Source organism: Pseudogemmatithrix spongiicola, from assembly GCF_030623445.1.
Lineage (GTDB): Bacteria > Gemmatimonadota > Gemmatimonadetes > Gemmatimonadales > Gemmatimonadaceae > Pseudogemmatithrix > Pseudogemmatithrix spongiicola.
The window spans coordinates 2,639,802-2,664,803 of the sequence record NZ_CP130613.1; the positions used below are offsets into that span (position 1 = coordinate 2,639,802).

The following is a 25,002-nucleotide window of genomic DNA, read 5'->3' on the forward strand; positions in this document are numbered from 1 at the left end:
AGGCTGTGCGGTCATGCGCGCGGGAAGCGCACGGTGATTCGCGTACCGGTCGGGATGTTCGCGTCGAACGCGATTTGCGCGCCGTGCCGGTCGGCGATGGCGCGGGCAATGGGGAGGCCGAGCCCCGATCCGTCGGGTGCGCGCTGCCGTGCGGCAGCACCGCGGAAGAACCGCTCGAAGAGCCGCGCCCGCTCGTGGTCTGGGATTCCGATGCCGCTGTCTTCGACGACGAGGAGGGCGCCCGCGCGTTCGGCCCGCACCGCCACGCGCACCGTGCCGCCGGCCGGCGTGTAGCGGATGGCGTTGTCGACGAAGATGCCGACCATGCGCGCGAGGGCCGCCGCGTCCATGCGCACCGGCGCCTCATCGGCTACATCGATCTCCAAGCGCAGGTCGTGGCGCTTGGCCACGGCGTCGAAGCGGCCCGCGACGTCCGCGACGACATCATCGAGGAAGCCGGGCTGCAGGCCCGCCGCCTCGCGGCCCGCATCGCTGCGCGCGAGTTCGAGCAGCTCGTCAACCAAGCGCGACATCACTTCCAGCTCCTGCTGTGTCCGCTGCAGCGCGCTGCGGTCATCGGCGCCTTCGGGCAGCGACAGCGCGAGATCGCCAGCGCCGCGCGCGCGCGCGATGGGTGTGCGCAGCTCGTGCGCGGCGTCGGCGAGGAAACGGCGCTGCGTCGCCATCGCCTGATCGAGGCGGTCCAACAGGGCATTGAACCGCAGGCCGAGGCGGCCGAGCTCGTCGTCCGCCGCGGCGATCGGCAGGCGGCCCGAGGTATCGGCCGTGATGCGGTCGGCCGCCTCGGCCATTGCCGCCACGGGGCGCAGGGTGCGGCCGGTGAGCACCCAGCCGAGTACGACGGCGAAGAGCACGGCCAGTGGAATGGCAAGCAGCGCGCCGCGGTCCACGGCGGCGAGCTGGCGCGTGAGCGGCGCGGCAGACGACGTGAGGCGCACCTCCCAGCCGGGCGCGAGCTCGGGGTCCAGCGGACGCACGATCTCGCGCAGCGGCGGCTCGAGCACCGGCAGCGGCATGACGTGGATCTCCGGCGGCGGTGCGTAGTCGCTGCCGTCGGGTCGCACGAAATGGATGTGACGATCGGGAATCGCCAGCTCGCCGACGATGTGCCCGATGGTCCCCTCGACGACGCGGTACTCCAGCACCTCGGCGCGGAAGAATCCGCGGACGAGTACGGCGGCCGCCTCCTGCGAGCGGGCGTACTCGCCCTCGATCGACTGCCGCAGGTAGCTGCGCGCCGTCCACGTGCCGGCAAGCAGGATGAGGAGCACGGACCCGGCGTACCACAGCGTGAGGCGGGCGCGGATGGACTGCGGCATCAGCGCGACGCCTCGCGTTCCGGCGCAGGCGCGGGGGACGCCAATCGGTATCCGGCGCCGCGCATCGTCTCGAGCATCGCGGGTTCGCCCGGCATGTCGATCTTCTTGCGCAGCCGGCCGATGTACACGTCGATGACGTTGCTGAACGGATCGTAGTTGTCGTCCCAGGCATGCTGGCTGATGTGCTCGCGGGTGAGCACCTGCCCCGGGTGGCGCATGAGCACCTCGAGCACCGCGTACTCCTTGGCGGTGAGGGCGATCGCACGCGGGCCGCGGCGGGCACTGCGATTGCCGGTATCGAGCGCCAGGGCGCCGACGTGCAGCACCGGCGGCAAAGCGTCTGCGGGACGGCGCAGCAGGGCCCGCAGCCGCGCCACGAGTTCGCCCAGCGCGTAGGGCTTCACGAGATAGTCGTCGGCCCCGATATCGAGCCCGGCGATGCGCGCCTCGACCGCGTCGCGCGCCGTGGCCATCAGGATGCGCAGCGAGGGATGGGCGCGACGCAGGCGCCGGCAGACCTCGAGGCCGTCGAGGTCGGGGAGTCCGAGGTCGAGCACCAGGGCATCGTAGGGATTCAGTGCCGCAAGCTCGAGCGCCGCGCGACCGCTGGCGGCGTGGTCCACGGCGAAGCCGTGGTTGCGCAGGAACTGGCCGGCCGTGGCGGCCATCCGGGCATCGTCTTCGACGAGGAGGAGGCGCATCGTCCCCGGAATCTACGCCGAACCGCGCGCGGGGATTGGCGCGGGCGCGCGCAACGCGCAAGTTCAGCATCGGTGACCATGTCCTCGCCCGCCGCCAGCCTCCCCCCCAAGCTCGCCCTCGTCCTCGGCGGCGGCGGGCTCAAGGGCTTTGCGCACATCGGCGTGCTCAAGGCCTTCGAGGAGCGCGGCATCCAGCCGACGGTGGTCGCGGGCACGAGCATCGGCTCGCTGATCGCCGCGGCCTACGTGGGCGGCATGCCCATCCGCGAGATGGTGCGGCGCGCCAAGGCGCTCACCAAGCAGGACCTGTTCCGCATCAATCACGTGGGCATGGTGACGAAGCGGATGCTCTCGCCGTCGCTGTATCTCGCGCGGCCGCTGGAGAAGCTCATCGAGGAAATCGTCCCCGCCGGGACCTTCCGGGAGCTCCCGCGCCGATTGCTGGTGAATACGGTGGACCTCGAGAGTGCGGCACAGGTGCTGTTCGGGCTCCCCGGCCTCGAAGACGTGTCCGTCCGCGAGGCGGTATATGCCTCCTGCGCGCTGCCGGGGTTCTTCCCGCCCGGCATGATCGCCGGCCGGACCTGCGCGGACGGCGGCATCGCCGACAACGTGCCGGCGCTCGCCTCATCGCACGGCATGGACGCGGTCATCGCAGTGGATGTGGGCAGCTCGAACATCGCGCGGGCGCGGCGCATCGGGCAGAAGGGATTCGCCGCCATCTACGTGCGCAGCGCACAGATCATGATGAAGTCGCTGCAGTCCCAGCAGCTGGCGAACTGGAGCGGCCCGCCGCTGCTGCTGGTCCGGCCCGCCGTGTGGCACTTCAACTGGTTCAGCTTCGGCCACGTGGAGCGGATCATCGAACTGGGCTACGAATCGGCGATCGACGCCCTCGACCGGGTCGGCACGTCGCTGCTCCTGGGCGGCGTCTGGCCACGCCGCATGGTGGACGTGCGCGTCGACCGCGGGGCCTGCACGGGCTGCACGCTCTGCGCGACCCTGGCGCCCCGCTACATGGCGATGGACCAGGACGGAAAGGCGCAGGTGCTGCAGAGTCCGGTGGAATGGAGCCGCGCCGAGGGCGACTTCGTGCACCACTGCCCGACGAACGCCATCAAGGTCCACGCCATCGAAGACGGCGAGCACCGGTCGACGATGGAAATGCCGATCCTCGACGACGCGGCCGACGAGGGCTGAACCACGCGCCGCGCGACCTGCACAGGCGCGCGCGCAGCCTTAGATTTCCCGGTAGCCTGGCTGGTGAGCGACGCTCCCACCCAGTGGCTCCGGTCGAACTCCCCCTAGGACTCGCAATGTCCTCCCAGAACAGCTTCAACAGCCGCTCTACGCTGACCGTCGACGGTCAGTCGTACATCTATTACAAGCTCGATGCCGTGGCTGGCCTCAAGGGCGCCACCGTGAGCACGCTGCCGTTCTCGCTGCGCGTGCTGCTCGAGAACCTGCTGCGCAACGAAGACGGCGGCTTCGTGAAGAAGGCCGACGTCGAGGCGATGGCGACGTGGAACGTGAAGGCCACGCTCGACAAGGAGATCGCCTTCCGCACGGCGCGCGTGCTGCTGCAGGACTTCACCGGCGTGCCCTGCGTGGTGGACCTCGCGGCGATGCGCGACGCCATCGCGAAGCTCGGCGGCGATCCGGCGAAGATCAATCCGCTGCAGCCGGTGGACCTCGTCATCGACCACTCGGTGCAGGTGGACGAGTACGGCGTGGATGCCGCCGAGTTGATCAACACCAAGCTCGAGTACGAGCGCAACGGCGAGCGCTATCAGTTCCTGCGCTGGGGCCAGAACGCGCTGCGCAACTTCCGCGTGGTGCCGCCGGGCACGGGCATCTGCCACCAGGTGAACCTCGAGTACCTCGGGCAGGTGGCGTTCGTGGGCGAAGAGAACGGCCAGAAGGCCGTGTACTGCGACTCGCTGGTCGGCACGGACTCGCACACGACGATGATCAACGGCCTTGGCGTGCTCGGCTGGGGCGTGGGTGGCATCGAAGCCGAGGCCGCGATGCTCGGCCAGCCGGTGTCGATGCTCATTCCCGAAGTGATCGGCTTCAAGCTCACGGGCAAGCTGCCGCTGGGCGCGACGGCCACGGACCTCGTGCTCACCTGCACCGAGATGCTCCGCAAGAAGAAGGTCGTCGGCAAGTTCGTGGAGTACTACGGCCCGGGCCTGAGCTCGCTCTCGCTCGCCGACCGCGCGACGATCGCCAACATGGCGCCGGAGTACGGCGCGACGATGGGCTTCTTCCCGGTGGACGCCGAGACGCTCAAGTACCTGCGCCTCTCGGGCCGCAGCGAGCATCAGGTGAAGCTGGTGGAGGAGTACACGAAGGCGCAGGGCCTCTTCCGCACGGATGCGACGCCGGACCCGGTGTTCACGGACACGCTCGAGCTCGATCTCTCGACGGTGGTGCCGTCGCTGGCCGGCCCGAAGCGTCCGCAGGACCGCATCGCGCTCACGCAGATGAAGGCCAACTACGCCGAGTCGTACAAGGCGGAGCGGGAGCGTCTCGCGCAGGCGGCCTCGAAGGCCGGCGCCGCTGCCGGCGCGACGAAGCTCCCCGGCTCGCCGGCGGCCGCGATGGTCTCGGAAGGCGCACCGGTGGACCTCACGCCGTCGAGCGTCGACTGCGCGCATCGCGGCGAGAACTTCCAGCTCAAGGATGGCGCGGTGGTCATCGCGGCGATCACGAGCTGCACGAACACCAGCAACCCCAGCGTGATGCTCGCCGCCGGCCTGCTCGCGCAGAAGGCCGTCGCCAAGGGCCTCAAGACCAAGCCTTGGGTGAAGACCTCGCTGGCGCCGGGCTCGAAGGTCGTGCGCGAGTACTTCGAGAAGGCCGGCGTGCAGCCGGCGCTCAACACGCTGGGCTTCCAGATCGTCGGCTACGGCTGCACGACCTGCATCGGCAACTCGGGCCCGCTGCCGGAGACCATCTCCAAGGCGATCGACGACGGCAAGCTCACGGTGGCGGCGGTGCTCTCGGGCAACCGCAACTTCGAGGGCCGCGTCAATCCGCAGACGCGCTTCAACTACCTCGCCTCGCCGCCGCTCGTGGTGGCGTATGCGCTGGCCGGCCGCGTGGACATCGACCTCGACACCGAGCCGTTGGGCATCGGCAGCAACGGCCCGGTGTTCCTCCGCGACATCTGGCCGTCGCCGAAGGAGGTCGAGGACGTGGTGCTCGCGAGCGTGAAGCGCGAGCAGTTCGAGAAGGAGTACGGCGACGTGTTCGGCGGCGACGCCGAATGGAAGGCGATCGCCGCGCCGACGGGCAACCGCTACGCCTGGGACGACAAGTCCACGTACGTGAAGCACCCGCCGTACTTCGAGGGCATGTCGAAGACCGCGCCGGGCGTGAAGCCGATCGCCAAGGCCCGCGTGCTCGGCATGTTCGGCGACTCCATCACCACGGACCACATCTCGCCCGCGGGCTCGATCGCCGAGAAGTCGCCGGCGGGCGTGTGGCTCAAGTCGCTGGGCGTGGAGAAGAAGGACTTCAACTCGTACGGCGCGCGCCGCGGGAACCACGAGGTGATGATGCGCGGCACCTTCGCGAACATCCGCCTCAAGAACGACCTCACGCCGGGCATGGAAGGCTGGTGGACCCGCACGGCGCCGGGCGACGAGCCGACCAGCTTCTATGAGGCGTCGATGGCCTACCAGGCGGCCGGCACGCCGCTGGTGATCATCGCCGGCAAGGAGTACGGCACGGGGTCAAGCCGCGACTGGGCGGCAAAGGGCACCGCGCTGCTCGGCGTCCGCGCCGTCATCGCCGAGAGCTTCGAGCGCATCCATCGCTCGAACCTTGTGGGCATGGGCGTGATCCCGCTGGAGTTCGTGAACGGCGAGACGCGGCAGTCGCTGGGGCTCACCGGCTTCGAGGAGATCACCATCGAAGGCATGAGCGACACGATGGCGCCCCGCGCGACGCTGACCGTGAAGGCGGGAGACAAGACCTTCCAGGTGCGGAGCAGGATCGATACGCCGGAGGAGATGAACTACTACCGGCATGGGGGAATTCTGCATTACGTGCTGCGGCAGTTGGCCTAACTGCAGATGTGAGATGTAAGATGTGAGATGTAAGTGGGGGCTCCGGATGGATCGGAGCCCCTTCGCTTTTTCGTCTCCCTGCAGTTGCAGTTTCTTACAGCTTACATCTTACAGCTTACATCTCCTCCTTCTCCCCTCTCCCCCAAAGAGTGATCCGAGTCCTCTGGAACCCCGCCTCCGGCCGTGGCCGCGGCGCCCTCCTCTTCCCTCGTCTTCGCGCCGCCTTCGAAGCGCACGGCCTCCGCGACTTCGTGCAGTCCCAGCGCGAGGGCGACGAGGCGCGGCTCGTGCGCGAGGCCATCGCCGACGGCGTGCAGACGCTGGTCGTCGCGGGTGGCGACGGGACCTGGGGCAAGAGCGCGGTCGCCTTGGCCCAGGCGGGCGCCCCCGCCCGCATGGCCTTCGTCGCGGCAGGCACGGGCAACGACTTCGCGAAGAACCTCCGCGCGCCGGCGACGGACGTGGAGGCGATGGCCGCCCTCATCGCCAGCGGCGGCGTGGAGCGGCGCGTGGACCTGGGCCGCGTGGACGGCAACTGGTTCGCCAACGTCGCCGGCTTCGGCTTCGACGTCGAAGTGCTCATGGCCACCAAGGGCTCGCGCCTGTTGCGCGGCCCGGCGGTCTATGTGGCGGCGGCGCTGGGCCAGCTGTTCAGTTTCGGCGGCATCCCCGTGCGCATCGGCGGCGTGGCGTCACTCTTCGCACCACGCCGCAATCGGCTCATGCTGGTCTTCGCCAACGGCAAAGAGTTCGGCGGGGCGTTCAAGATCGCGCCCATGGCCCGCGTGGACGATGGCAAGCTCGACGCCGTGGTCTTCGAGGATGGTATCAAGCTGGGGCGCGTGGCGCTGCTCGCGCGCGCACTCGGCGGGACGCACATCGGGCATCCCAAGGTCTTTCACAAGGCCGGGGCGGAGTTCGAACTCGAGTTCGATAGCCCCCCAGCGTACGAACTGGACGGGGACCTGCATTTGGCCCCGTCCAGAGTCGTCACCGTGGCATCGCTGCCCGGGGTGTTGCGGGTCCTCGACTCGCCGACGTGAAACCCCTTCAGTAAACACGCCAGCGAGCCGAGGCCCGCGGACTGCTCCCGCTCCGCTACCGCGCGATGGCTGCGGCCGTGCGCATCACGCGCACGGCGTCGCGACGGTTGTTCACGCCGAGGCGGCGGAAGATCTGCTCCAAGTGCCGGCGTACCGTATGCAGGCTGATGCCCAGCGTCTCGGCGATCTGCTGGTTCCGCATGCCCTGCGCGAGACACTCGGCGACCTGCTGCTGCCGGGCCGTGAGGTCGTCGGGCGATTGGTCCGGCAGGAGCTCCACGCGGAGCGAGCTGCCGGCAAGCCGCGTGGCCACCACCTTCACGGCCCCTGGCTGGGCCGCTAGCATGCGGGATTCGGCATTGGGGGTCGCGGCGATCACCTGAGCGCTGTCGGGGTCGCGGATCACGGCATCGAGTCCGAGACGCGAGAACAGGACGGTCACCTCGTGCGCGATGCCCGAGGCCGCGGCATTGTGGGACAGAGTCGCTGTGTGCATGGTGCACCATTCGCCTGGAAAAGTGTTTTCTTCCATAGGCCGAAGTACCTATAGAAGGCCTTGCCTCGCGAAGCTGCCGCCACTTCCTGACATCCTCGCGCCGAACCCACTCCCGGACTTGCTATGCGCTCTCTTGCCTTTCGCCTTCCCGTCGCGGCTGTCGCGTTCCTGATCGGAGCCGCCACCGTCGAAGCTCAGCAGGCTGCTCCGGCCGGTGGTCCCAAGGTTGGGGACCTCGCTCCGGACTTCACCCTGCCCGCCGCAACGTTGAATGGGGTGAGTCAAACGCCCGTCAAACTGTCCGATCTGAGGGGTCAGACGGTCGTCATCGCGTTCTATCCTAGGGCGCGAACCAGGGGTTGTACGGTCCAGATGCAGACCTATCGCGATCAGTTCCAGACTCTGTTCAACAATGGCCGCGGCGTGACCGTCCTCGCGGTCAGCACCGACCCCGTTGACACCATCGCGGCCTGGGCCCGGGACGAGAAATTCCCCATGACCTTCCTATCCGACCGGGAGGCGACCGTCGGACAGCTGTATGACGTGAAGTACCCGGCCATGAACCTCCTCCGCCGCGTGCTGTTCGTGGTCGGACCGGACGGTCGGATCACGCACGTGATGCGTCCGTTCGCCGAGCTGGCGGCGGACTCCTACACAGAGCTCGGAAACGCGGTAAAGGCTGCGGGCGGGCGGTAGTCGGCACCGCAAGCGACCCGCCGCGCGCTGCGGCCTAGGGGCCACGCCGAGTATCCTTCGGCGTGGCCCCTTCGCATCCGACGCTGCTCCGCATCTTCGAGGCCGGGCTCGCCGCCGCATCACCGACGGAGGCCGTGCGCCGCGCCTTTCAGGAGCGCGAGGTCACGCTGGAGTTGGGCCGGGACCGGCCGCACTGGATCCTCGCCGTGGGCAAGGCCGCCCCGGCCATGGCTGCCGCCGCCCTCGAAGCGTGTGCACAGCGCGGGCTTCACGTCGCCGGAGGACTGGTGGTGGGGACGTCGCAGGCGCCGGTCCTTTCCCTGCTCGACCAGCACCCCGGCGATCACCCGGTCCCGGGCGTGCGCTCCCGCGACGCGGCGGACCGCGTGGCCGCGTTTGCCGATCGGGTCGGCCGGGACGACGTCGTCCTCGCCTGCATCTCGGGCGGCACGTCAAGCCTCATCGGCGCGCCGATCGCCGGCGTGCGCGCCGAGGACCTGAGCAGCCTGCACGCCCTGCTCCTGGGTGCCGGGGTGCCGATCGGCCGCATCAACGCGGTGCGAAAGCGGTTCTCTCGCTGGGGCGCCGGGCGCCTCGCGGCGGCTTTGGACTGCGCGCGCGTCATCCCGATCCTCCTCGCCGACGTGCCGAACGAGGACCCCTCCATGATCGGCTCCGGACCGTTCTCACCGGACCCGCTCGAGGCCTGGCACGTGGAGCGCATCCTGCGCGACGCGGGCCTCGCGATCCAGGTGCCGCTCTCGGTTGCCTCGACGCTCGGCGCGATGCGCGCCGAGGCGGTGGCCGAGACGCCCAAGCCGGGCAGCGAAGTCTTCGCGCGGGTCGAGCCGCCATTCATCGTGGGCAACAGCGCGGCCCTCGACGCGGCCGCCGGCGAGGCGTCGCGGGCGGGCTACGCGCCTGTGTTGCTCTCGCACACGATCCTCACCGGCGACGCCACCGCGGCGGGGCGCGTCATCGCGCACGCCATCGCGAGGGCGCGGCCGGGCAGCTGCCTGATCTGGGGTGGCGAGACGACGGTGCGTCTGCCGGAGCAGCACGGGTTGGGAGGCCGTTGCCAACAGTTGGCGCTGTCCGCCGCGGAGACGATCGCTGACGTGGGCGTCCGCGCCTCGGTGATCGCCGCTGGCACCGACGGGCACGATGGACCGGCGCCGTCGATGGGAGCGCTGGTCGATGCTGCGTCGTGGCGGAAGAGTCGTGCGGCAGGGGCAGACCCCGGGCGCGCGCTACGCCGCTGCGATGCCTACGGCGCCCTGCTCGCCGCCGACGCCATTCTTCCGGCGCGCGACACGGGCACGAACGTCATGGATATCGTGGTAGCGGTGCGGGAGCGATAGGGCGAAATTCCGCCCCATGAGCACCCGCGCCCCGTTTACCGTCGCCGTCATCCAGGACGGCGTTCTCGCGACCCCGCAGCAGACCCTCGACGCGACCGTCGTCCGCATCCGCGATGCGGCCAAGAAGGGCGCGCAGGTCATCTGCCTCAAGGAACTCTTCAACGCCCCGTACTTCTGCAAAAAGCTCGACAGCTCGCGCTTCGATCTCGCGGAGCCGGTGGACGGCCAGACGGTCACCACGCTGAGCAAGCTCGCGAAGGAGCTGCAGGTGGTATTGGTCGTGCCGATCTACGAGAAGCAGGGTCCGGGCGTGTATCGCAACAGCGCCGTCGTCATCGACGCCGACGGCACGCCGCTGGGCGTGTATCGCAAGATGCACATCCCGCACGACCCGCTGTTCGAGGAGAAGTACTACTTCGCGCCGGGTGAGAGCGACAACCCGGTGCAGCCCGCCGGCCTGCGCGGCCCGACGGCCGAAGCCGGCGGTTTCATGGTCTGGAAGACGCGCTACGCGACGATCGGCGTGCTCATCTGCTGGGACCAGTGGTATCCGGAAGGTGCGCGCATCACGTCGCTGCTCGGCGCGGACATCCTGTTCTATCCGACGGCGATCGGCTGGCACCCGGCGGAGAAGGCCGAGTGGGGCACGGCGCAGGCCGATGCCTGGCGCACGGCGCAGCGCGCGCACGCGATCGCCAACGGGGTATTCGTCGCGGCGCCGAATCGCGTGGGCTTCGAACCCGAGGCGGGCACGGATGGCATCGAGTTCTTCGGGCACAGCTTCATCGTGGATCCCTACGGCCGCTACCTCGCGCAGGCCGGCACGGACGAGGACACGCTGATCGCCACCTGCGATCCGGCGCTCATCGAATACACGCGGCGCAACTGGCCCTTCCTGCGCGACCGTCGCGTGGATGCCTACGAGCCGATCCTCGCGCGCTGGATCGGGCACTGATGGCGGCAGCGAAGAAGGCCGCGCCGCACGCGGCGCCCGGCGGCCTGCGGTGGCCCGCCGAATGGGAGCGCCACGACGCGACGTGGATCTCCTGGCCGCACCATGAGCCCGATTGGCCTGGCAAGTTCGGGCCGATTCCCTGGGTGTACGCGGAGATCGCCCGCGCGCTCGCCGAACACGAGCGCGTGAATATCCTCGTGCACGACGAGAAGACCGAAGAGGAAGCCTGGCACTGCCTGCGCATGCACGAGGTCAAGCAAGGCCGCATTCACCTGATGCAGTGCCCCACCGACCGCGTGTGGCTGCGCGACTCCGCGCCGACCTTCGTGCACGATGCCAACGGCGACGTGCAGGCCGTGAACTGGGACTTCAACGCCTGGGCCAAGTACGAGAACTTCGCGCGCGACCAGAAGATCGGCGCATTCATCGCCGACCACACGGGCCTGCCGCTCACGCAACCGCAGCGCCACGACGGCAAGGGTCGCGTCGTGCTGGAGGGCGGCGGCATCGAGACGGACGGCCGCGGCACGATGCTCGTGACCGAAGAGTGGCTGCTCACGGACGTGCAGGTCCGCAATCCGGGATTCACGCGCGCCGACTACGAGCGCCTGTTCGCCGAGACGCTGGGCATCACCAAGACCATCTGGCTCGGGGAAGGCTGCGTCGGCGACGACACGCACGGTCACGTGGACGACATCGCGCGCTTCGTCGCCCCCGGCGTGATGGTGTTGGCCCACGAGGAAGACCCGAACGACGAGAATCACGCGCGGTCACTGGACAACGTCCGGCGCCTTGAGGGCGCGACGGATGCCGAGGGCAATCCGATTCGCGTCGTCACACTGCCCTACCCGCGGCCGGTGATCATGGACGGCGCGCGGCTCCCCGCGAGCTACGCGAACTTCTACATCGCGAACGGGGTAGTCATCGTTCCGACGTTCAACGACCCGAACGACCGCATCGCGCTGAACACCCTCGCCGAGTTGATGCCCACGCGCCAGATTGTCGGCATCCACGCCGTCGACCTTGTCTGGGGCCTCGGCACCTTGCACTGCCTCACGCAACAGCAGCCCGCCGCGCGCCACGCGCGCGCCAAACCCACGCGATGACCCACGACGCGCTCCGTTCCGCCCTCGACGCCCGGCTCGGCGAGCAGTACGAGATCGAGTCGCTGCTGGGCCAGGGCGGCATGGGGAGCGTGTTCCGGGCGATGGACCGGACGCTGCATCGTCCGGTGGCGATCAAGGTCATCAGCGGCGACGTCGCGCTGAATCCGCAGCTCAAGGAGCGCTTCCTCCTCGAGGCCCGGACGGTCGCGAAGCTGCGGCATCCCAACATCGTGGCGGTGTACAGCGCCGGCGAAGCCGACGGCCTGCTGTACTTCGTGATGGAGCTGGTGCCGGGTGAATCGCTGCGCGACCTCCTCACGCGCGAGGGCACGGTGGCGCCGGAGCGCGGTGAGCGCATCCTGCACGAGCTGGCGATGGCGCTCGACTACGCCCATGCCAACGGCATCGTGCACCGCGACGTGAAGCCGGAGAACATCCTGCTCGACCGCGACACGGGCCGTGCGATGCTCACCGACTTCGGCGTGGCGCGCGCGCTCGAGAACAGCGGCAACATGACGGGCACGGGCATGATCCTCGGCAGCCCGCGCTACATGAGTCCCGAGCAGGCCACGGGCGAGAGCACGATCGACGGCCGCAGCGACCTCTACGCGCTGGCGCTGGTGGGCTACGAGATGTTCACCGGCAAGCCGGTGGTGGACAGCGGCAACGTGGCCGGCATGCTCGTGAAGCATCTCACCGAGACGCCGAAGCCCTTGGGCGAGGCGGTGCCGAAGGTGCCGGAGGGCACCGCGGTGGCGATCGACCGCGCGCTGGCCAAGGACCGCGACCAGCGTTGGGCCACCGGCCGCGAGATGGCCGAGGTGATCGCCGCGAGCTGGACGCCGACGCCGGGTTCGGGGGCGACGCGCGCCATCGGGGCGATGAAGGCCAAGAAGGCGCCGCCCAAGGCGGCCCTCGGCGGCGCGTTCGTCGCGATCTTCATGTCGTTGCTCACGGTGTTCATCACCTCGCGCGACGACGGCGGCGATCCGCGCAAGAGCTACGCGGTGGTGCCCTTCGACATCCAGAGCGGCAATGCCGACGTGCAGTGGCTGCGGGACGGCGCCGTGAACATGCTTACCCTCGCGCTGTCGCAGTGGACGGACCTGCAGGTGATGGACTACGAGCGCACGCTCAAGTACGTGGCCGACGCGGGTGTGGAAGACCGGCGGGTGGACCTGGAGCGCGCGCAGGAGATCGCGCGGCGCGGCGGCGCCGGCACGCTGGTGATGGGCTCGGTATCGACGACCAGCGACTCGCTGCTCGTCACCGCGCGGCTCTACGACGTGAAGAGCGGAAAGGCGATCAACACCGCGACGCGGGCGGCGGCGTTGGCGGCGGACCCCCGCAGCTTGTTCGACGACCTCGCGCGGTACCTGCTCGACGTCGCGGGCGGCAGCGCCAGCGCGAGCGTCGACGTCGCGCGGCAGACGACGACGTCGCTGACGGCGTATCGCGCGTATCTCGACGGCGTGCGCTATCTCAACTCGTGGCGGCTGGCACAGGCCGACTCGGCGCTGCAGGTGGCCATCGCCGCCGACTCGACCTTCGCGCTCGCCCATCACAAGCGGGCGTTGGCCCTGGGCTGGGGCGACGGCAGCGGTCCGGCGTATCTCGACGCGGCCCGCCGTGCCGTCGAGCTCTCCGATCGCCTGCCACCACGCCAGCAGGCGCTGGTACGCGGACACCTCGCGCTGGCGGAAGGCTTATCGGGACAGCTCGGGGCGAGCGGCGCCGCCGATTTGCGCGCCCGCCTGCGGGAGGCGCAGCGCATCTATGAGGAGCTCGTCGCGCGCGACTCGCTGGTGGCCGAAGGCTGGTACGGACTGGCCGACGCCTACTTCCACGACCAACTCGCCCCGGGCGACTCGTTGCCGGAGTACTCGCGACGGCTCAACCGGTCCATCTACGGCTTCCGCCGCGCGATCGAGATCGACTCCACGTTCCACCTGGCCTACAGCCACTTGGTGCAACAGTACCAGGGGCTGTCGAGTCCACAGACGCAGGGGATTCTCGACGGCGACAGCGTGATCATCCTGCAGAGCCGCGAGCAGTTGGAGGCGATGGGCGGCCTCGCCGAGTTCGAGCGCCGCCGCATGCGCGCCCGCGACATCGGGCTCGAGATGGCGCGCGGCTGGGTGCGCGCGGATCCCGACGCGCCGACGTCGCATTTCGCGCTGGCCAACGGATACTTCGGCGCGGGGCTCGTGGACTCCGCCTTGGCGGTGATCGACCGCGCGCTGCGCCGACCCGGGCTCGACGCGCCGGGGATGCGCATGCAGCGCGTCTCCTTCCGCTTGCTCGCCGACCAGCCGGTCGAAGCCTACGCCGAGTTGCAGGAGATCCTGGCGAGCACCACGCCAGCGACGTTCCGACGCATTCCCGCCAACGAGCGCATCACCGCCGCGGCCATGGCCCTCAACACCTCGGCCGCGGTGGGCAACGCGGCGGCCATCGAGCGTATCGTCGCGTTCGTCGAGAGCGTGGACCCGGTCTTCCCCTTCACGCAGTCGCCGACGCGCGAGATCTTCACGTGGTACACGGCGGGACTGCGGGTGGGCATGACCGGGAGCGTGACCGGTGCGGATCGCCGCTTGCTCGCCGCCGGCGCGCGGCGTGTCGCGAGCGGCAGCGAAGGACTGATGGCGCAACTCGCGGCGACCTCCGGCGGCGTGACCTTCATGGCGTATCTCGCCACACGGGATACGCTGTTCTCCAATACCATCCGGCGCATGCCGGGCGGCGCAAACATCCAGCACACCGACCTCGACGCCCTCGAGGCGCTGACGCGCGGTGACACGGCCACCGCCCGCGACCTCGCGTCGCGCTACACGCCGCCCGACAGCCTCAAGACGGCCCGGTTCGGTTTCGCCGGCCTGCGCGCCTACGCGCGCGCCGAAGTCCTCGCCGCGGTCGGCAACACCGACTGGGCCATCCGCTACCTCGAGAACATCGCGCCGCCACGCTTCAACGCGATGGGCCTCGCGGAACCGGGCTTCGCCGTCTACACGCGCTCCTTCCTGACGCGCGGCACGCTGTACGAGCGCGCGAACCAGCCGGACAAGGCCATCGGCGCGTACGAGGAATACCTGCGCCGTACCGCGGATGGTGACGCGATCGTCGAGCCGCTGCGCCGCGAGGCTCGCGCGTCGCTCACCCGCCTGCGCGACAGCCGTCGCTGATCGCCGCGCCGCGGCACGGCCTCCCGTGGTGCCGGCTACGCGCTCGAGGCAGTCCACAAACCCGTCAGACTGTCTAGATTGCTGACAGTCTGGTTGGAGTCCGATACCATTTGTGTCGCCCGCAGGCTCGGCCTAGGCCCCCTCACGTCTCCCCCCGTGATTCGATCCGTCGCGCTCTTGTTGTTCTCCAGCCTCGCGTTCGCCGCCTGCGGTCGCGACGCGACCGAGTATCGCCTCGGGATGGCGGGTCCCTTCACGGAGGGATTCGGCCTCGCCAACCGTCGCGGCGCCGAGCTCGCGCTCGCCGAGATCAACGCGGCCGGCGGCATCAACGGTACGCCGCTCAGCATCGACTTCCGCGATGACGGCGGCGACGGCTCGCGCGCGGCGAGCATCGCGCAGGAGTTCGTGGACGACGTGCGCATCAGCGGCGTGGTCGGCCACGTGACCTCCGGCGCGATGGTCGCCGCGGCGAAGGTCTACGACGGCCAACTCGCCGCGCTCGCCACCACGGCGTCGTCTGCCGAGCTCACGAGCATCTCGCGCTGGGTGTTCCGCGTCATCTCCAGCGACTCGGCCAACGGCGTGGACCTCGCCCGCTTCGCCGAGCGCCTCGGCAAGCGCCGCGCCTATGTGCTGTATGAGAACGACGCGTACGGCCGTGGCCTCGCGGACGCGTTCCGCCGCACCTTCGGCGGCGCGGTGCTCGGCTTCGATCCCATCGACGCCGAGGGGCGGGACGCCGAGGTGTTCGTCGCTTGGGCGGCGAAGGAGCGCGCCGATCTCATCTTCGTCGCGGGGACGGAGCGCTCGGGCCTGGCGCTGCTCCGGGCGGCGCGCGCGCAGGGACTGAGTGCCGACTTCCTCGGTGGCGATGGGTGGACCGGCGTCGCCGCTGAGCCGGCGGTGTCCGAGGGGGCACTCGTCGGCGCCCCGTTCACGGCTCGCGACCCGCGCGCGGACGCCCAGCGCTTCGTGCAGGCCTTCGAAGCGAAGTTCGGCGTCGAACCCGACGGTAACGCGGCGCTGGCGTACGACGCGACGTGGGTGATGGCGGCCGCGCTGCGCAGCGCGGGCGCCGACCGGGGCAAGCTCCGCGATTGGCTCGCCAGCCGGACCATGCGCTCGCCCGTGCCCGGCGTCACCGGCAACATCGCGTTCGAGCTGAGTGGCGATCCGGTGGGCAAGTCGCTGGTCATGACGCGCGTCCGCGGCGGACAGCTCATCCCGACGCAGGAGTCGCGATGATTCGCCTCGACACCATCCGCAGCCGCCTCACCGCGGGCCTCGCGCTGGTCATCGCCTTGGCGGTGCTCGCGGGCGCCGTCGGACGCGCGGCGATCGTCAGCCTGAGCGCCGAGATGGGCGCGGCGCTCGAGACCGTGCGCCGCGAGACCGCGCTCAGCGCGACGCTGACCACGAACATCGCGATGGAGATTGCCGCGGGGCGGCGCTACCTCGAACGCGGAGCACCCGAGGATCTCGAAGCGTTCCGCACCTCCGGGTGGCGCGCCCACGAGGCGCAACGCGCCCTCAACGCGAGTGCGGGACTGACCGCTCGCGAGGTCGCGATGGTCGCGACGATCGACGAGCGGCTCTCGGCCCTCGAGACGGCCTTCACCGCGGCGCACCGCATGCGCGACCTCGGGCGCGCCGCCGATGCCGATGCGCGCGTCGCCCTCGCCCGCGAGCTCGAGACCGCCCTCACCACAGACATCGAGCGCCTCGGCGAACTGCGCACGGCGCAACTGCAGCGCGCGACCGAATCGCTACAGGCGGAGGCGGCGCGGCGGCAGCGCTTCCTGCTCGTCGCCATCGTCGGCGCCATCGTCCTCGGCCTGTTGATCGTCGCGATCGTCGCGCGGGCCATCGGCGACCCGCTGCAACTGCTCGTGGCGCAGGCGCGGGCGCTGAGCCGCGGCGAGCTCGACGTGCGGACGGACGCCTCGCTCCCGGGCGAGTTCCGCGAACTGGCCGAGGCCATGAACTCCTCGGCGGCGAACCTCGCGCGCATCGCCAGCGTCGCGACCTCGACGTCCGAGGAAGTCGCCACGTCCGCGCACCAGCTGACCTCGGCGGCCGAGCAGGTTTCGCTGGCCGCGACACAGACGGCCACGGCGATGTCCGAGGTCACGGAAGGCGCCGAGGTGCAGGTGACGGCACTCAAGGATGCCGATGGCTCGCTCGAGGGCGTGCGCGTGCGCGCGCACGAGGTGCGCGCCGGCGCCGAAGAAGTCGTGGACCTCGCGAGCGAGATCGAGCGGCTGTCTCGGGAGAAGCGAACGGAAATCGCGCGCGCGCGCACCATGCTGGCGGAGATCCGCCAGTCGGTGGATCACGCCGCGCTCGAGGTGAAGGAGCTCAATGCGACGGCGGAGAGCATCAACCAGTTCGTCGGCATCGTCAGCCGCATCGCCGAGCAGACGAACCTGCTCTCGCTGAATGCGGCCATCGAGGCGGCGCGCGCCGGTGCGGCGGGCCGTGGCTTCGCCGTCGTCGCCGATGAGGTCCGCAAGCTGGCGGACCAGGCACAGCAGGCCGCCGAAGACGTCATCCAGCTGACGGCGGTCGTGACGCGCCGCGTCGGCACGACGACGCAGGCGATGGCGACGGGCGCGGCGCGCGTGGCGGACATCGAGCAGGCGTCGGCGGGCATCGATACCGCGCTCGGGGACATCTCGGCGTCGGCCGAACGCACGCGCAGCGCCGCCGAGGGCCTCGGGCAGGCGGCGGACCACAACGTGGAGGCGGTGAACGCCGCTGCCGAGAACATCTCGGCGGCGGCGCGCGCGGCCGAGGGACATGCCGCGGCGGCACAGCAGGTCTCGGCGTCCACCGAGGAGCAGAGCGCCGCCTGCGAGGAGATGTCCGGCGCGGCCAACGCCTTGCTCGCCGGCTCCGTGCGGCTGCGCGAGATCGTCGCGAACCTCCGCGCATCGTAGCGCCGGGCCCGATGTCGACGATGAATCCGCTCGCACCGGTGCCGCGTGGCACACCAGCCGTGGTCCTGCTCAGCGGCGGTCTCGATTCCGCCACCGTGCTCGCGATGGCGACGCAGGCCGGCTACGCGGTGAACGCCCTGACCTTCCGCTACGGCCAGCGCCACGGCGTGGAGATCGCGCGCGCGACGGCACTCGCCGCGCACTGGAAGGTCGCGCGGCACGTGGTGGCGGACATCGACCTGCGCCTGTTCGGCGGGAGCGCGCTCACGGCGGACATCGCCGTGCCGAAACACGACGACGTGTCGGCGATCGGCGCCGGCATCCCCGTCACGTATGTGCCGGCGCGGAATACCATCTTCCTCAGCTTCGCGCTCGCCTGGGCGGAGACCCTCGACGCGCAGGACATCTGCATCGGCGTGAACGCGCTGGACTACTCGGGCTATCCGGATTGCCGGCCCGAGTACATCGCCGCGTTCGAGCGCATGGCCAATCTCGCGACCAAGGCCGGCGTCGAGGGGCGCACGCAGCTGCGCATCCGCACGCCGCTCATGCAGATGACGAAGGCTGACATCATCCGCGCCGGCCGGGCGCTGGGCGTCGACTACGCGATGACGGTGAGCTGCTACGATCCCGCCGCGGACGGCACGGCCTGCGCCCGCTGCGATGCCTGCTTGCTGCGCGCCAAGGGCTTCGCAGAGGCGGACGCGCGCTGATGTACACCGTCAAGGAGATATTCTACACGTTGCAGGGCGAGGGCTTCCATGCCGGGCGTCCGGCGGTGTTCTGCCGTTTCGCGGGCTGCAACCTGTGGACGGGTCGGGAGCAGGATCGTGCGACCGCCGTGTGCACGTTCTGCGACACGGATTTCGTCGGGGTGGGGCCGGACGGCGGCAAGTTCGCGACGGCCGAGGCGCTGGCGGACGCGGTGGCGGCGCGCTGGCCCGCGGGCGCGGGCGGACAGCCGTTCGTGGTGTGCACCGGCGGCGAGCCCCTGCTGCAGTTGGACGAGGCGGCGATCGACGCGCTGCATGCCCGCGGCTTCGAGGTCGCGGTGGAGACCAACGGGACGCAGCCGGCACCATCGGGCCTCGACTGGATCTGCGTGAGCCCGAAGGCGGATGCCGCGCTGGCGCTGACCGCGGGGCACGAGCTCAAGCTCGTGTATCCGCAGGAGAAGGCGCCGCCGGAGCGTTTCGCCGGACTCGCCTTCTCGCACTTCTACCTGCAGCCCATGGACGGACCCGACCGTGCGGCCACGACGGCGGCCGCCGTCGCCTACTGCATGGCGCACCCGCAGTGGCGCCTCTCGGTGCAGACCCACAAGGCGCTCGGCATCCGCTGAGCGGTCCCACCGGAGGGCGCGCGGCCTCCCGGCCCCGTGCCGCCGGACGACTCGGCCGCCAGCAGGTCACGGGCGGAATACGCCCTTCCATAGTTGACGGCAGCGACCTGAGGACGGAAGTTTGGGGGTCCTCTGTCGGCGTGACCTCCGTCACGTCGAGAAGGCGGGGCCCGTCGGGTCCCATCAATCCACCGCTTCGAGGTGTGTCTCGTATGCGAATCCGTTTCGTCAGCAGGATGCTTGCGGTTCTCGGCTTTGTGGCGGCCGCAGGCGCCGCCGACGCTCAGTCAGGAACCGTCGCCGGTAGGGTGACGCAGTCCGATGGCGGCGCCGCCCTCGCCGACGCACAGGTCCAGGTCCTCACCGGCGCGACCGCCATCGGCAGCATCCGCACCGGTGCGGATGGCAGCTACCGGATCGGCAACATTCCCGCCGGCACGTACACCGTCGTCGCCCGCGCGGGCGGCTACGTGATGAAGCGCGTCGAGAACGTGAACGTGGCGGCCGGTGGCACGGCCACGGTCAACATCGCGATGGACGCGGTGGTCTCGCGCCTCGACGCCGTCGTCACGACGACGACCCGCGGCGCCGAGCCCGAGAAGATCCTCGACTCGCCGAACTCCATCTCGCTGATCAGCTCCGAGCGGATCGCCGAGCGTCCGGCGGCGACGATCACGGACCACCTCAAGGGCCAGCCCGGCCTGTCGATCTCGAACGGCGGCATCGTGCAGGCGAACATCGTCTCGCGCGGCTTCAACAACGCCTTCTCGACGTCGATGCTGATGCTGCAGGACTACCGCTTCGCCGGCGTCCCGTCGCTCCGCGTCAACGTGCCCTTCCTCTTCACCGGCACCGGTGAGGACATCGACCGCATCGAAGTCCTGCAGGGTCCGGCCTCGGCGCTCTACGGCCCGAACTCCGGCTCCGGCGTGCTGCACGTGATCACGAAGTCGCCGTTCCAGTCGCAGGGCACGACGCTGACGCTCGATGGCGGTGAGCGTTCGATGTTCCGCCTTGCGGGCCGTCACGCGCAGCGCCTCAACGACCAGTTCGCGTTCAAGTTCTCCGGCGAGTATTTCCGCGCCAACGACTGGGAGTACAACGACCCGAACGAACCGGCCAATTGGTCGGGCACGGATGCCCGCGTCCCGGCGTCGCGCCAGGGCCAGCCGGTGCAGCGTGACTTCGGCCTCGAGCGCTACTCGGGCGAAGCCCGCCTCGACTACAAGCCGAACGAAGACACGGAAGCAATCACGACCTTCGGCTACACGATGGCCGGTTCCGCCCTCGAGATCACGACGACCTTCGGCGCGGCGCAGGTGCAGAACTGGAGCTACACGAACTTCCAGCAGCGCTTCCGCCACAAGCAGTTCTTCGCCCAGGTGTTCTACAACCAGTCGAACTCGGGCAACGCCGACGCCGGCGATGACAAGGGCACGTTCTACCTCCGCTCCGGCATCCCGGTGGTGGACCAGTCCTCGGTGCTCGTCGCGCAGCTGCAGCAGGGCTACACGCTGGGCAACACGAAGCTGACGGCCGGCCTCGACTACATCGCGACCACGCCCGAGACCAAGGGCACGATCATGGGTCGCAACGAGGGCGACGACAACATCCTCGAGACCGGCGGCTACCTGCAGTTCACCACGCCGCTCACCGACAAGCTCGACCTCATGGGCGCCGTCCGCGGCGACATGAACTCGCGCATCGAGGGCACGCAGTTCTCGCCGCGCGCCGCGTTCCTCTATAAGGCGACGCCGACGCAGAACTTCCGCTTCACGTTCAACCGCGCGTTCAACTCGCCGGCCTCGTTCTCGTTCTTCCTCGACCAGTGGTCGGGCCAGACGGCGAACCTCGGGCCCGCGATCAACAACCCGACGACGGGCAACACCGAGATCCGCATCTTCGGCAACCCGGCGAAGGACGGCTGGCGCTACAACCGCGGCTGCGCGGCGTCGCAGACTGACGCGGCCGGCCTCTGCATGCGCTCGAACTTCTACGGCGCCACGCCGAATGCGGTCGCCGGCTCGACGCTGCTCCCGGCCACGATGAACGCCGGCCTCTCGACCCAGCTCGTCGCCGGCATCGCGACGACGTTCGGCCTCACGCCGACGCAGCAGACGAACATCCGCAACGCCCTCAACGGCCTCGCGCCGACCAACGCGCAGGTGCCGCTCATCCTGCGCAACGTGCTGGCCGGCAACGCCGTCACGCCGTTCAGCTCGGTGTCGGACTACTCGCCGCTCGGCGCGAACTTCTCCAACACCTGGGAGCTCGGCTACAAGGGCATCATCGGCGACCGCCTCCGCCTCTCGGTGGACTACTGGTACCAGATCCGCCCGGCGGAGCCGACGACGCAGGTCATCAATGCCGATGACATCGTGTTCTTCAACCCGGCGACGCTCGGCGCCTACCTCGGCGCCCCGGCGACCGGCGTGACCGCCGCGCTCGCGGCCAACGGCGTGCCGGCGGCGGCCATCGGCACGGTCATCACGAACTGGACAACCTCGCTGGCCGGCCTGCCCACGGGCACGCTTGCCTTCGACAACGACCTCTACGACCGCAGCTACCTGGTCTTCACCTACCAGAACGCCGAAGGCCACGTGGACGTCCGCGGCATCGACGCCGCGGTGGACTACCTGTTCAACGACATGTACAGCGTCGAAGCCACGTACTCGACGATCAGCCGCAACGTCTTCCGTGACGCCCGCGGCGCGACCCCGACCAACCCGCTCGTCGCCAACACGCCGCGCCACCGCGCGTCGCTGACGTTCCGCCGCGTGGATGACGTCCGGGGCCTGAACATGGAACTGCGCGGCCGCTACGCCGACGCCTTCGACGTGAACTCGGGCGTGTTCAACAGCTTCAACGTCGGCACCCCGGTGCCGTACACGCGCGTCCCGGTCAACGCCTTCGTCGACGCCGGCTTCTCGTGGAAGCTCCCGGTGGCGCAGAATGTGCGCTGGTCGCTCAACATCCAGAACCTGCTCGACAACCAGGTGCCGTCGTTCATCGGCGTCGCCCCGGTGGGCCGGTTCGCCACGACCCGCGTCTCGTACAGCTTCTAAGTCAGACTTGCAGGACCGCGACGGGGGTGGGCCAGCCGGCCCACCCCCGTCGTGTATTTTTCAGGGTGATTCTCCTCGACCCCTCCCGGCGGCTGGTGATCGGACACCGCGGCGCGCGCGCCGTGATGCCGGAGAACACCCTGCAGTCGCTGCAGCACGCCGTCGCGCTCGGGGTCGACGCCCTGGAGTTCGACCTGCACCTCGCCAAGGATGGCGTGCCCGTCGTGCACCACGACGCGACGCTGGACCGCTGCACCGACGCCACCGGCCCGGTGCGCGATCGGACGTCGCTCGAGTTGGGCCGCGTCAGCGCCAGCCATCGGTTCACGCTGGACGGCGGCCGCAGCTTCCCCTTCCGCGAGCAGCGATTCGCGGTGCCCACGCTCTGGGAAGTGCTCGAGGCCATCCGCGACATCCCGCTGATCCTCGAGATGAAGTCCGTCGAGGTCGCCGCGCCCGCGCTGCGCGTGCTCCAGGAGACCGGCAACCTGCACCGCGTGCTCATCGGGAGCTTCCTGGACGCGGCGCTGATTCCTTTTCGGGAGGCCGGCGTGCCGGTCAGCCCGGGCGCCGATACCCTCAAGGCGCGCTACGCCGCCGCCGTGTTGGGCGCCCGGCCCGCGTCACTCCCTTTTCAGGCCCTCTGCATTCCCCGCTTCCATTACGTGATCCCGCTCCCCGTGACCGGCTTCGCCCGCATGATGCGCAGCGCCGGCGGACCGACGCACGTCTGGACCATCAACGACCCGGCCCGCGCCACGCAGTTGTGGCGTGACGGCATCAACGGCATCATCTCGGACGACCCCGCCCTGATGCTCCGCACCCGCGAGACCCTGCAGTGACCGCACCCGCCACTGGTTCCACCCCGGGCGACAAGCCCGCGAAGAAGCCGACGAACTACAAGGCCGCCTGGGCCGAGACGCGCCGATTGATGTGGCAGCATCGCGGCTCGCTGGCGATCGGCCTCGTGCTCATGCTGGTCAACCGGCTCTCCGGTCTCGTCCTGCCGGGCAGCGTGAAGTGGATCGTCGACGAAGTGCTCACCAAGGGCCGCCTCGAGCTCCTCACGCCGATCGCCATCGCCGCGGGTGCGGCGACGCTGCTGCAGGCCTCGAGCTCCTTCGCGCTCTCGCAGGTGATCTCCGTGGCGGCGCAGCGCGCCATCACGGAGCTGCGCCGCCGCGTGCAGGCCCGGGTGCTGCGCCTGCCGGTGAGCTTCTTCGATTCCACGCAGAGCGGCATCCTCATCAACCGCGTGATGAACGACGCCGAGGGCATCCGCAACCTCATCGGCACGGGCATCATCCAGCTGGTGGGTGGCATGCTCACGGCGGCGCTGGCACTGGGCTACCTGTTCTATCTCAACTGGTTCCTCACCGTCGCCACACTGGTGTTCCTCGCCGTGTTCGGCGGCATCATGGCCTACGCCTTCGTGAAGCTGCGGCCGATCTTCCGCGAACGCTCCAAGATCCAGGCCGAAGTCAGCGGCCGACTCGGCCAGGCCATGGGCGGCGCACGCGTCGTGAAGGTGTACACGGCCGAGAAGCGCGAGGAGGTAGTCTTCACCAAGGGCGCGCATCGCCTCTTCCGCAACATCGCGAGCACCATCACCGGCACCTCGGCTGTCGGCGCGCTGGCCACGGTCATCATCGGGGCGGTCGGCGTGCTCATCCTCGTCGTCGGCGGCCGCAGCGTCGCCGCCGGCGAGATGACGCTCGGCGACTTGATCAGCTACGTGTTCTTCGTCGGCCTGGTGAGCTTTCCCGTCGTACAGATGGCCAACATCGGCACGCAGATCACCGAGGCCTTCGCCGGTCTCGACCGCATCCGCGAGATCTTCGAGACGCCCACCGAGGACGAGGACGACCGCCAGCGCGACGTACTGGCCCACGCCAACGGCGACGTGGTCTTCGACAAGGTGTGGTTCGAGTATCGCCCGGGCATCCCGGTGCTGAAGGACATCACCTTCACGGCGAAGGCCGGGACGACCACGGCACTCGTCGGCTCGAGCGGCTCGGGCAAGAGCACGCTGATCTCGTTGATCCTCGCGTTCAACCGGCCGCTCACGGGCCGCATCACGATCGGTGGACAGGACCTCACCACGCTGCGGCTCCGCGACTACCGCGGTACGCTGGGCGTGGTGCTGCAGGACAACTTCCTGTTCGACGGCACGGTGGCCGAGAACATCGCGTTCTCGCGGCCGGGCGCGACACGCGAGGAGATCATCGCGGCGGCACGCGTCGCCAACTGCGACGAGTTCGTCAGCCAGTTCCCGGACGGCTACGAGACGATCGTCGGCGAGCGTGGCGTGAAGCTCTCCGGCGGCCAGCGGCAGCGCGTGGCGATCGCCCGCGCGATCCTCGCCGACCCGCAGGTGTTGATCCTCGACGAGGCGACGAGCTCGCTGGACTCGGAGAGCGAGCGCACGATCCGCGAGGCTTTGAAGAAGCTGCGCGCGGGCCGCACGACCTTTGTGATCGCGCACCGGCTCTCCACCATCCGCTCGGCGGACCAAATCCTCGTGCTCGAGCAGGGAGAGATCGTCGAGCGCGGCTCGCACCGCGAGCTCATGGCGCTGGGTGGGCGCTACAAGGTCCTGCACGACACGCAGCATGCGGTCGAGCAGGACCTGTTTGTGAATCCCGGTGAGGAAGTCGTGCCGTTGGATGCCAACGGCTGAACGGCCACGGCGTTCAC

Annotated in this window: 18 protein-coding genes; 15 read left to right on the forward strand and 3 right to left on the reverse strand. The window is 69.7% G+C overall.

All coding sequences use genetic code 11. The annotated features are described in order from the left end of the window. Positions 1–11: 11 nt before the first annotated feature. Both Strain318_RS12205 and Strain318_RS12210 read right to left on the reverse strand, forming a co-directional pair. A complete protein-coding gene (locus tag Strain318_RS12205) occupies positions 12–1,340 on the reverse strand; it encodes a sensor histidine kinase (RefSeq protein WP_367885973.1) in 1,329 nt (442 codons plus the stop codon). Beyond that, entirely contained in the window at positions 1,340–2,041 is a 702-nt protein-coding gene (locus Strain318_RS12210) for a response regulator transcription factor (RefSeq protein ID WP_367885974.1), read from the reverse strand. The genes Strain318_RS12205 and Strain318_RS12210 overlap by 1 nt, the downstream gene beginning before the upstream one ends. Positions 2,042–2,119: 78 nt before the next feature. Between Strain318_RS12210 and Strain318_RS12215 the strand changes: the two genes are divergently transcribed. The 3 genes from Strain318_RS12215 (at position 2,120) to Strain318_RS12225 (ending at position 7,160) form a co-directional block, all read left to right on the forward strand. Further along, a complete protein-coding gene (locus Strain318_RS12215; protein ID WP_367885975.1) occupies positions 2,120–3,241 on the forward strand; it encodes a patatin-like phospholipase family protein in 1,122 nt (373 codons plus the stop codon). Positions 3,242–3,357: 116 nt separating this feature from the next. Next, positions 3,358–6,117 carry an aconitate hydratase AcnA gene (acnA, locus tag Strain318_RS12220; protein WP_367885976.1) on the forward strand — a complete coding sequence of 920 codons (2,760 nt, stop codon included), beginning with the start codon at positions 3,358–3,360 and terminating at the stop codon, positions 6,115–6,117. Positions 6,118–6,266: 149 nt separating this feature from the next. Continuing rightward, positions 6,267–7,160, forward strand: a complete 894-nt coding sequence (locus Strain318_RS12225) for a diacylglycerol/lipid kinase family protein (protein WP_367885977.1) — start codon at positions 6,267–6,269, stop codon at positions 7,158–7,160. A 55-nt stretch (positions 7,161–7,215) separates the two neighbouring features. On the opposite strand, the gene Strain318_RS12230 is transcribed toward Strain318_RS12225, so the two are convergent. After that, complete coding sequence (locus Strain318_RS12230; RefSeq protein WP_367885978.1) at positions 7,216–7,656, reverse strand: response regulator transcription factor; 441 nt, start codon at positions 7,654–7,656, stop codon at positions 7,216–7,218. Between the two features lie 123 nt (positions 7,657–7,779). On the opposite strand from Strain318_RS12230, the gene Strain318_RS12235 reads away from it, so the two are divergent. The 12 genes from Strain318_RS12235 to Strain318_RS12290 all read left to right on the forward strand — a co-directional run bounded on the left by Strain318_RS12235 (position 7,780) and on the right by Strain318_RS12290 (position 24,985). Beyond that, the gene (locus tag Strain318_RS12235) at positions 7,780–8,352 is read left to right on the forward strand and encodes a peroxiredoxin family protein (protein WP_367885979.1); all 573 of its coding nucleotides are present in this window, start codon (positions 7,780–7,782) and stop codon (positions 8,350–8,352) included. A 62-nt stretch (positions 8,353–8,414) separates the two neighbouring features. Further along, the gene (locus tag Strain318_RS12240; RefSeq protein ID WP_367885980.1) at positions 8,415–9,713 is read left to right on the forward strand and encodes a glycerate kinase type-2 family protein; all 1,299 of its coding nucleotides are present in this window, start codon (positions 8,415–8,417) and stop codon (positions 9,711–9,713) included. 16 nt (positions 9,714–9,729) lie between these two features. Next, positions 9,730–10,668 (forward strand): carbon-nitrogen hydrolase, encoded by a 939-nt coding sequence (locus tag Strain318_RS12245; RefSeq protein WP_367885981.1) that lies wholly within the window; start codon positions 9,730–9,732, stop codon positions 10,666–10,668. Continuing rightward, the gene (locus tag Strain318_RS12250) at positions 10,668–11,774 is read left to right on the forward strand and encodes an agmatine deiminase family protein (protein WP_367885982.1); all 1,107 of its coding nucleotides are present in this window, start codon (positions 10,668–10,670) and stop codon (positions 11,772–11,774) included. The genes Strain318_RS12245 and Strain318_RS12250 overlap by 1 nt, the downstream gene beginning before the upstream one ends. After that, positions 11,771–14,956, forward strand: a complete 3,186-nt coding sequence (locus Strain318_RS12255) for a serine/threonine-protein kinase (protein ID WP_367885983.1) — start codon at positions 11,771–11,773, stop codon at positions 14,954–14,956. The genes Strain318_RS12250 and Strain318_RS12255 overlap by 4 nt, the downstream gene beginning before the upstream one ends. A 156-nt stretch (positions 14,957–15,112) precedes the next feature. Next, entirely contained in the window at positions 15,113–16,204 is a 1,092-nt protein-coding gene (locus Strain318_RS12260) for an ABC transporter substrate-binding protein (protein WP_367885984.1), read from the forward strand. Further along, positions 16,201–17,898: a methyl-accepting chemotaxis protein gene (locus tag Strain318_RS12265; RefSeq protein WP_367885985.1), complete on the forward strand. Its 1,698-nt coding sequence runs from the start codon at positions 16,201–16,203 to the stop codon at positions 17,896–17,898. The genes Strain318_RS12260 and Strain318_RS12265 overlap by 4 nt, the downstream gene beginning before the upstream one ends. 11 nt (positions 17,899–17,909) lie before the next feature. After that, positions 17,910–18,611, forward strand: a complete 702-nt coding sequence (gene queC / locus Strain318_RS12270; protein WP_367885986.1) for a 7-cyano-7-deazaguanine synthase QueC — start codon at positions 17,910–17,912, stop codon at positions 18,609–18,611. After that, positions 18,608–19,240: a 7-carboxy-7-deazaguanine synthase gene (gene queE, locus Strain318_RS12275; protein WP_367887919.1), complete on the forward strand. Its 633-nt coding sequence runs from the start codon at positions 18,608–18,610 to the stop codon at positions 19,238–19,240. Before queC ends, queE begins: the two co-directional genes overlap by 4 nt. Positions 19,241–19,476: 236 nt before the next feature. Continuing rightward, a complete protein-coding gene (locus Strain318_RS12280) occupies positions 19,477–22,305 on the forward strand; it encodes a TonB-dependent receptor (protein WP_367885987.1) in 2,829 nt (942 codons plus the stop codon). Between the two features lie 65 nt (positions 22,306–22,370). Continuing rightward, a complete protein-coding gene (locus Strain318_RS12285; RefSeq protein ID WP_367885988.1) occupies positions 22,371–23,147 on the forward strand; it encodes a glycerophosphodiester phosphodiesterase family protein in 777 nt (258 codons plus the stop codon). Beyond that, on the forward strand, positions 23,144–24,985 hold the full coding sequence (locus Strain318_RS12290; RefSeq protein ID WP_367885989.1) for an ABC transporter ATP-binding protein: 1,842 nt from the start codon (positions 23,144–23,146) through the stop codon (positions 24,983–24,985). Before Strain318_RS12285 ends, Strain318_RS12290 begins: the two co-directional genes overlap by 4 nt. Positions 24,986–25,002: the final 17 nt, after the last annotated feature.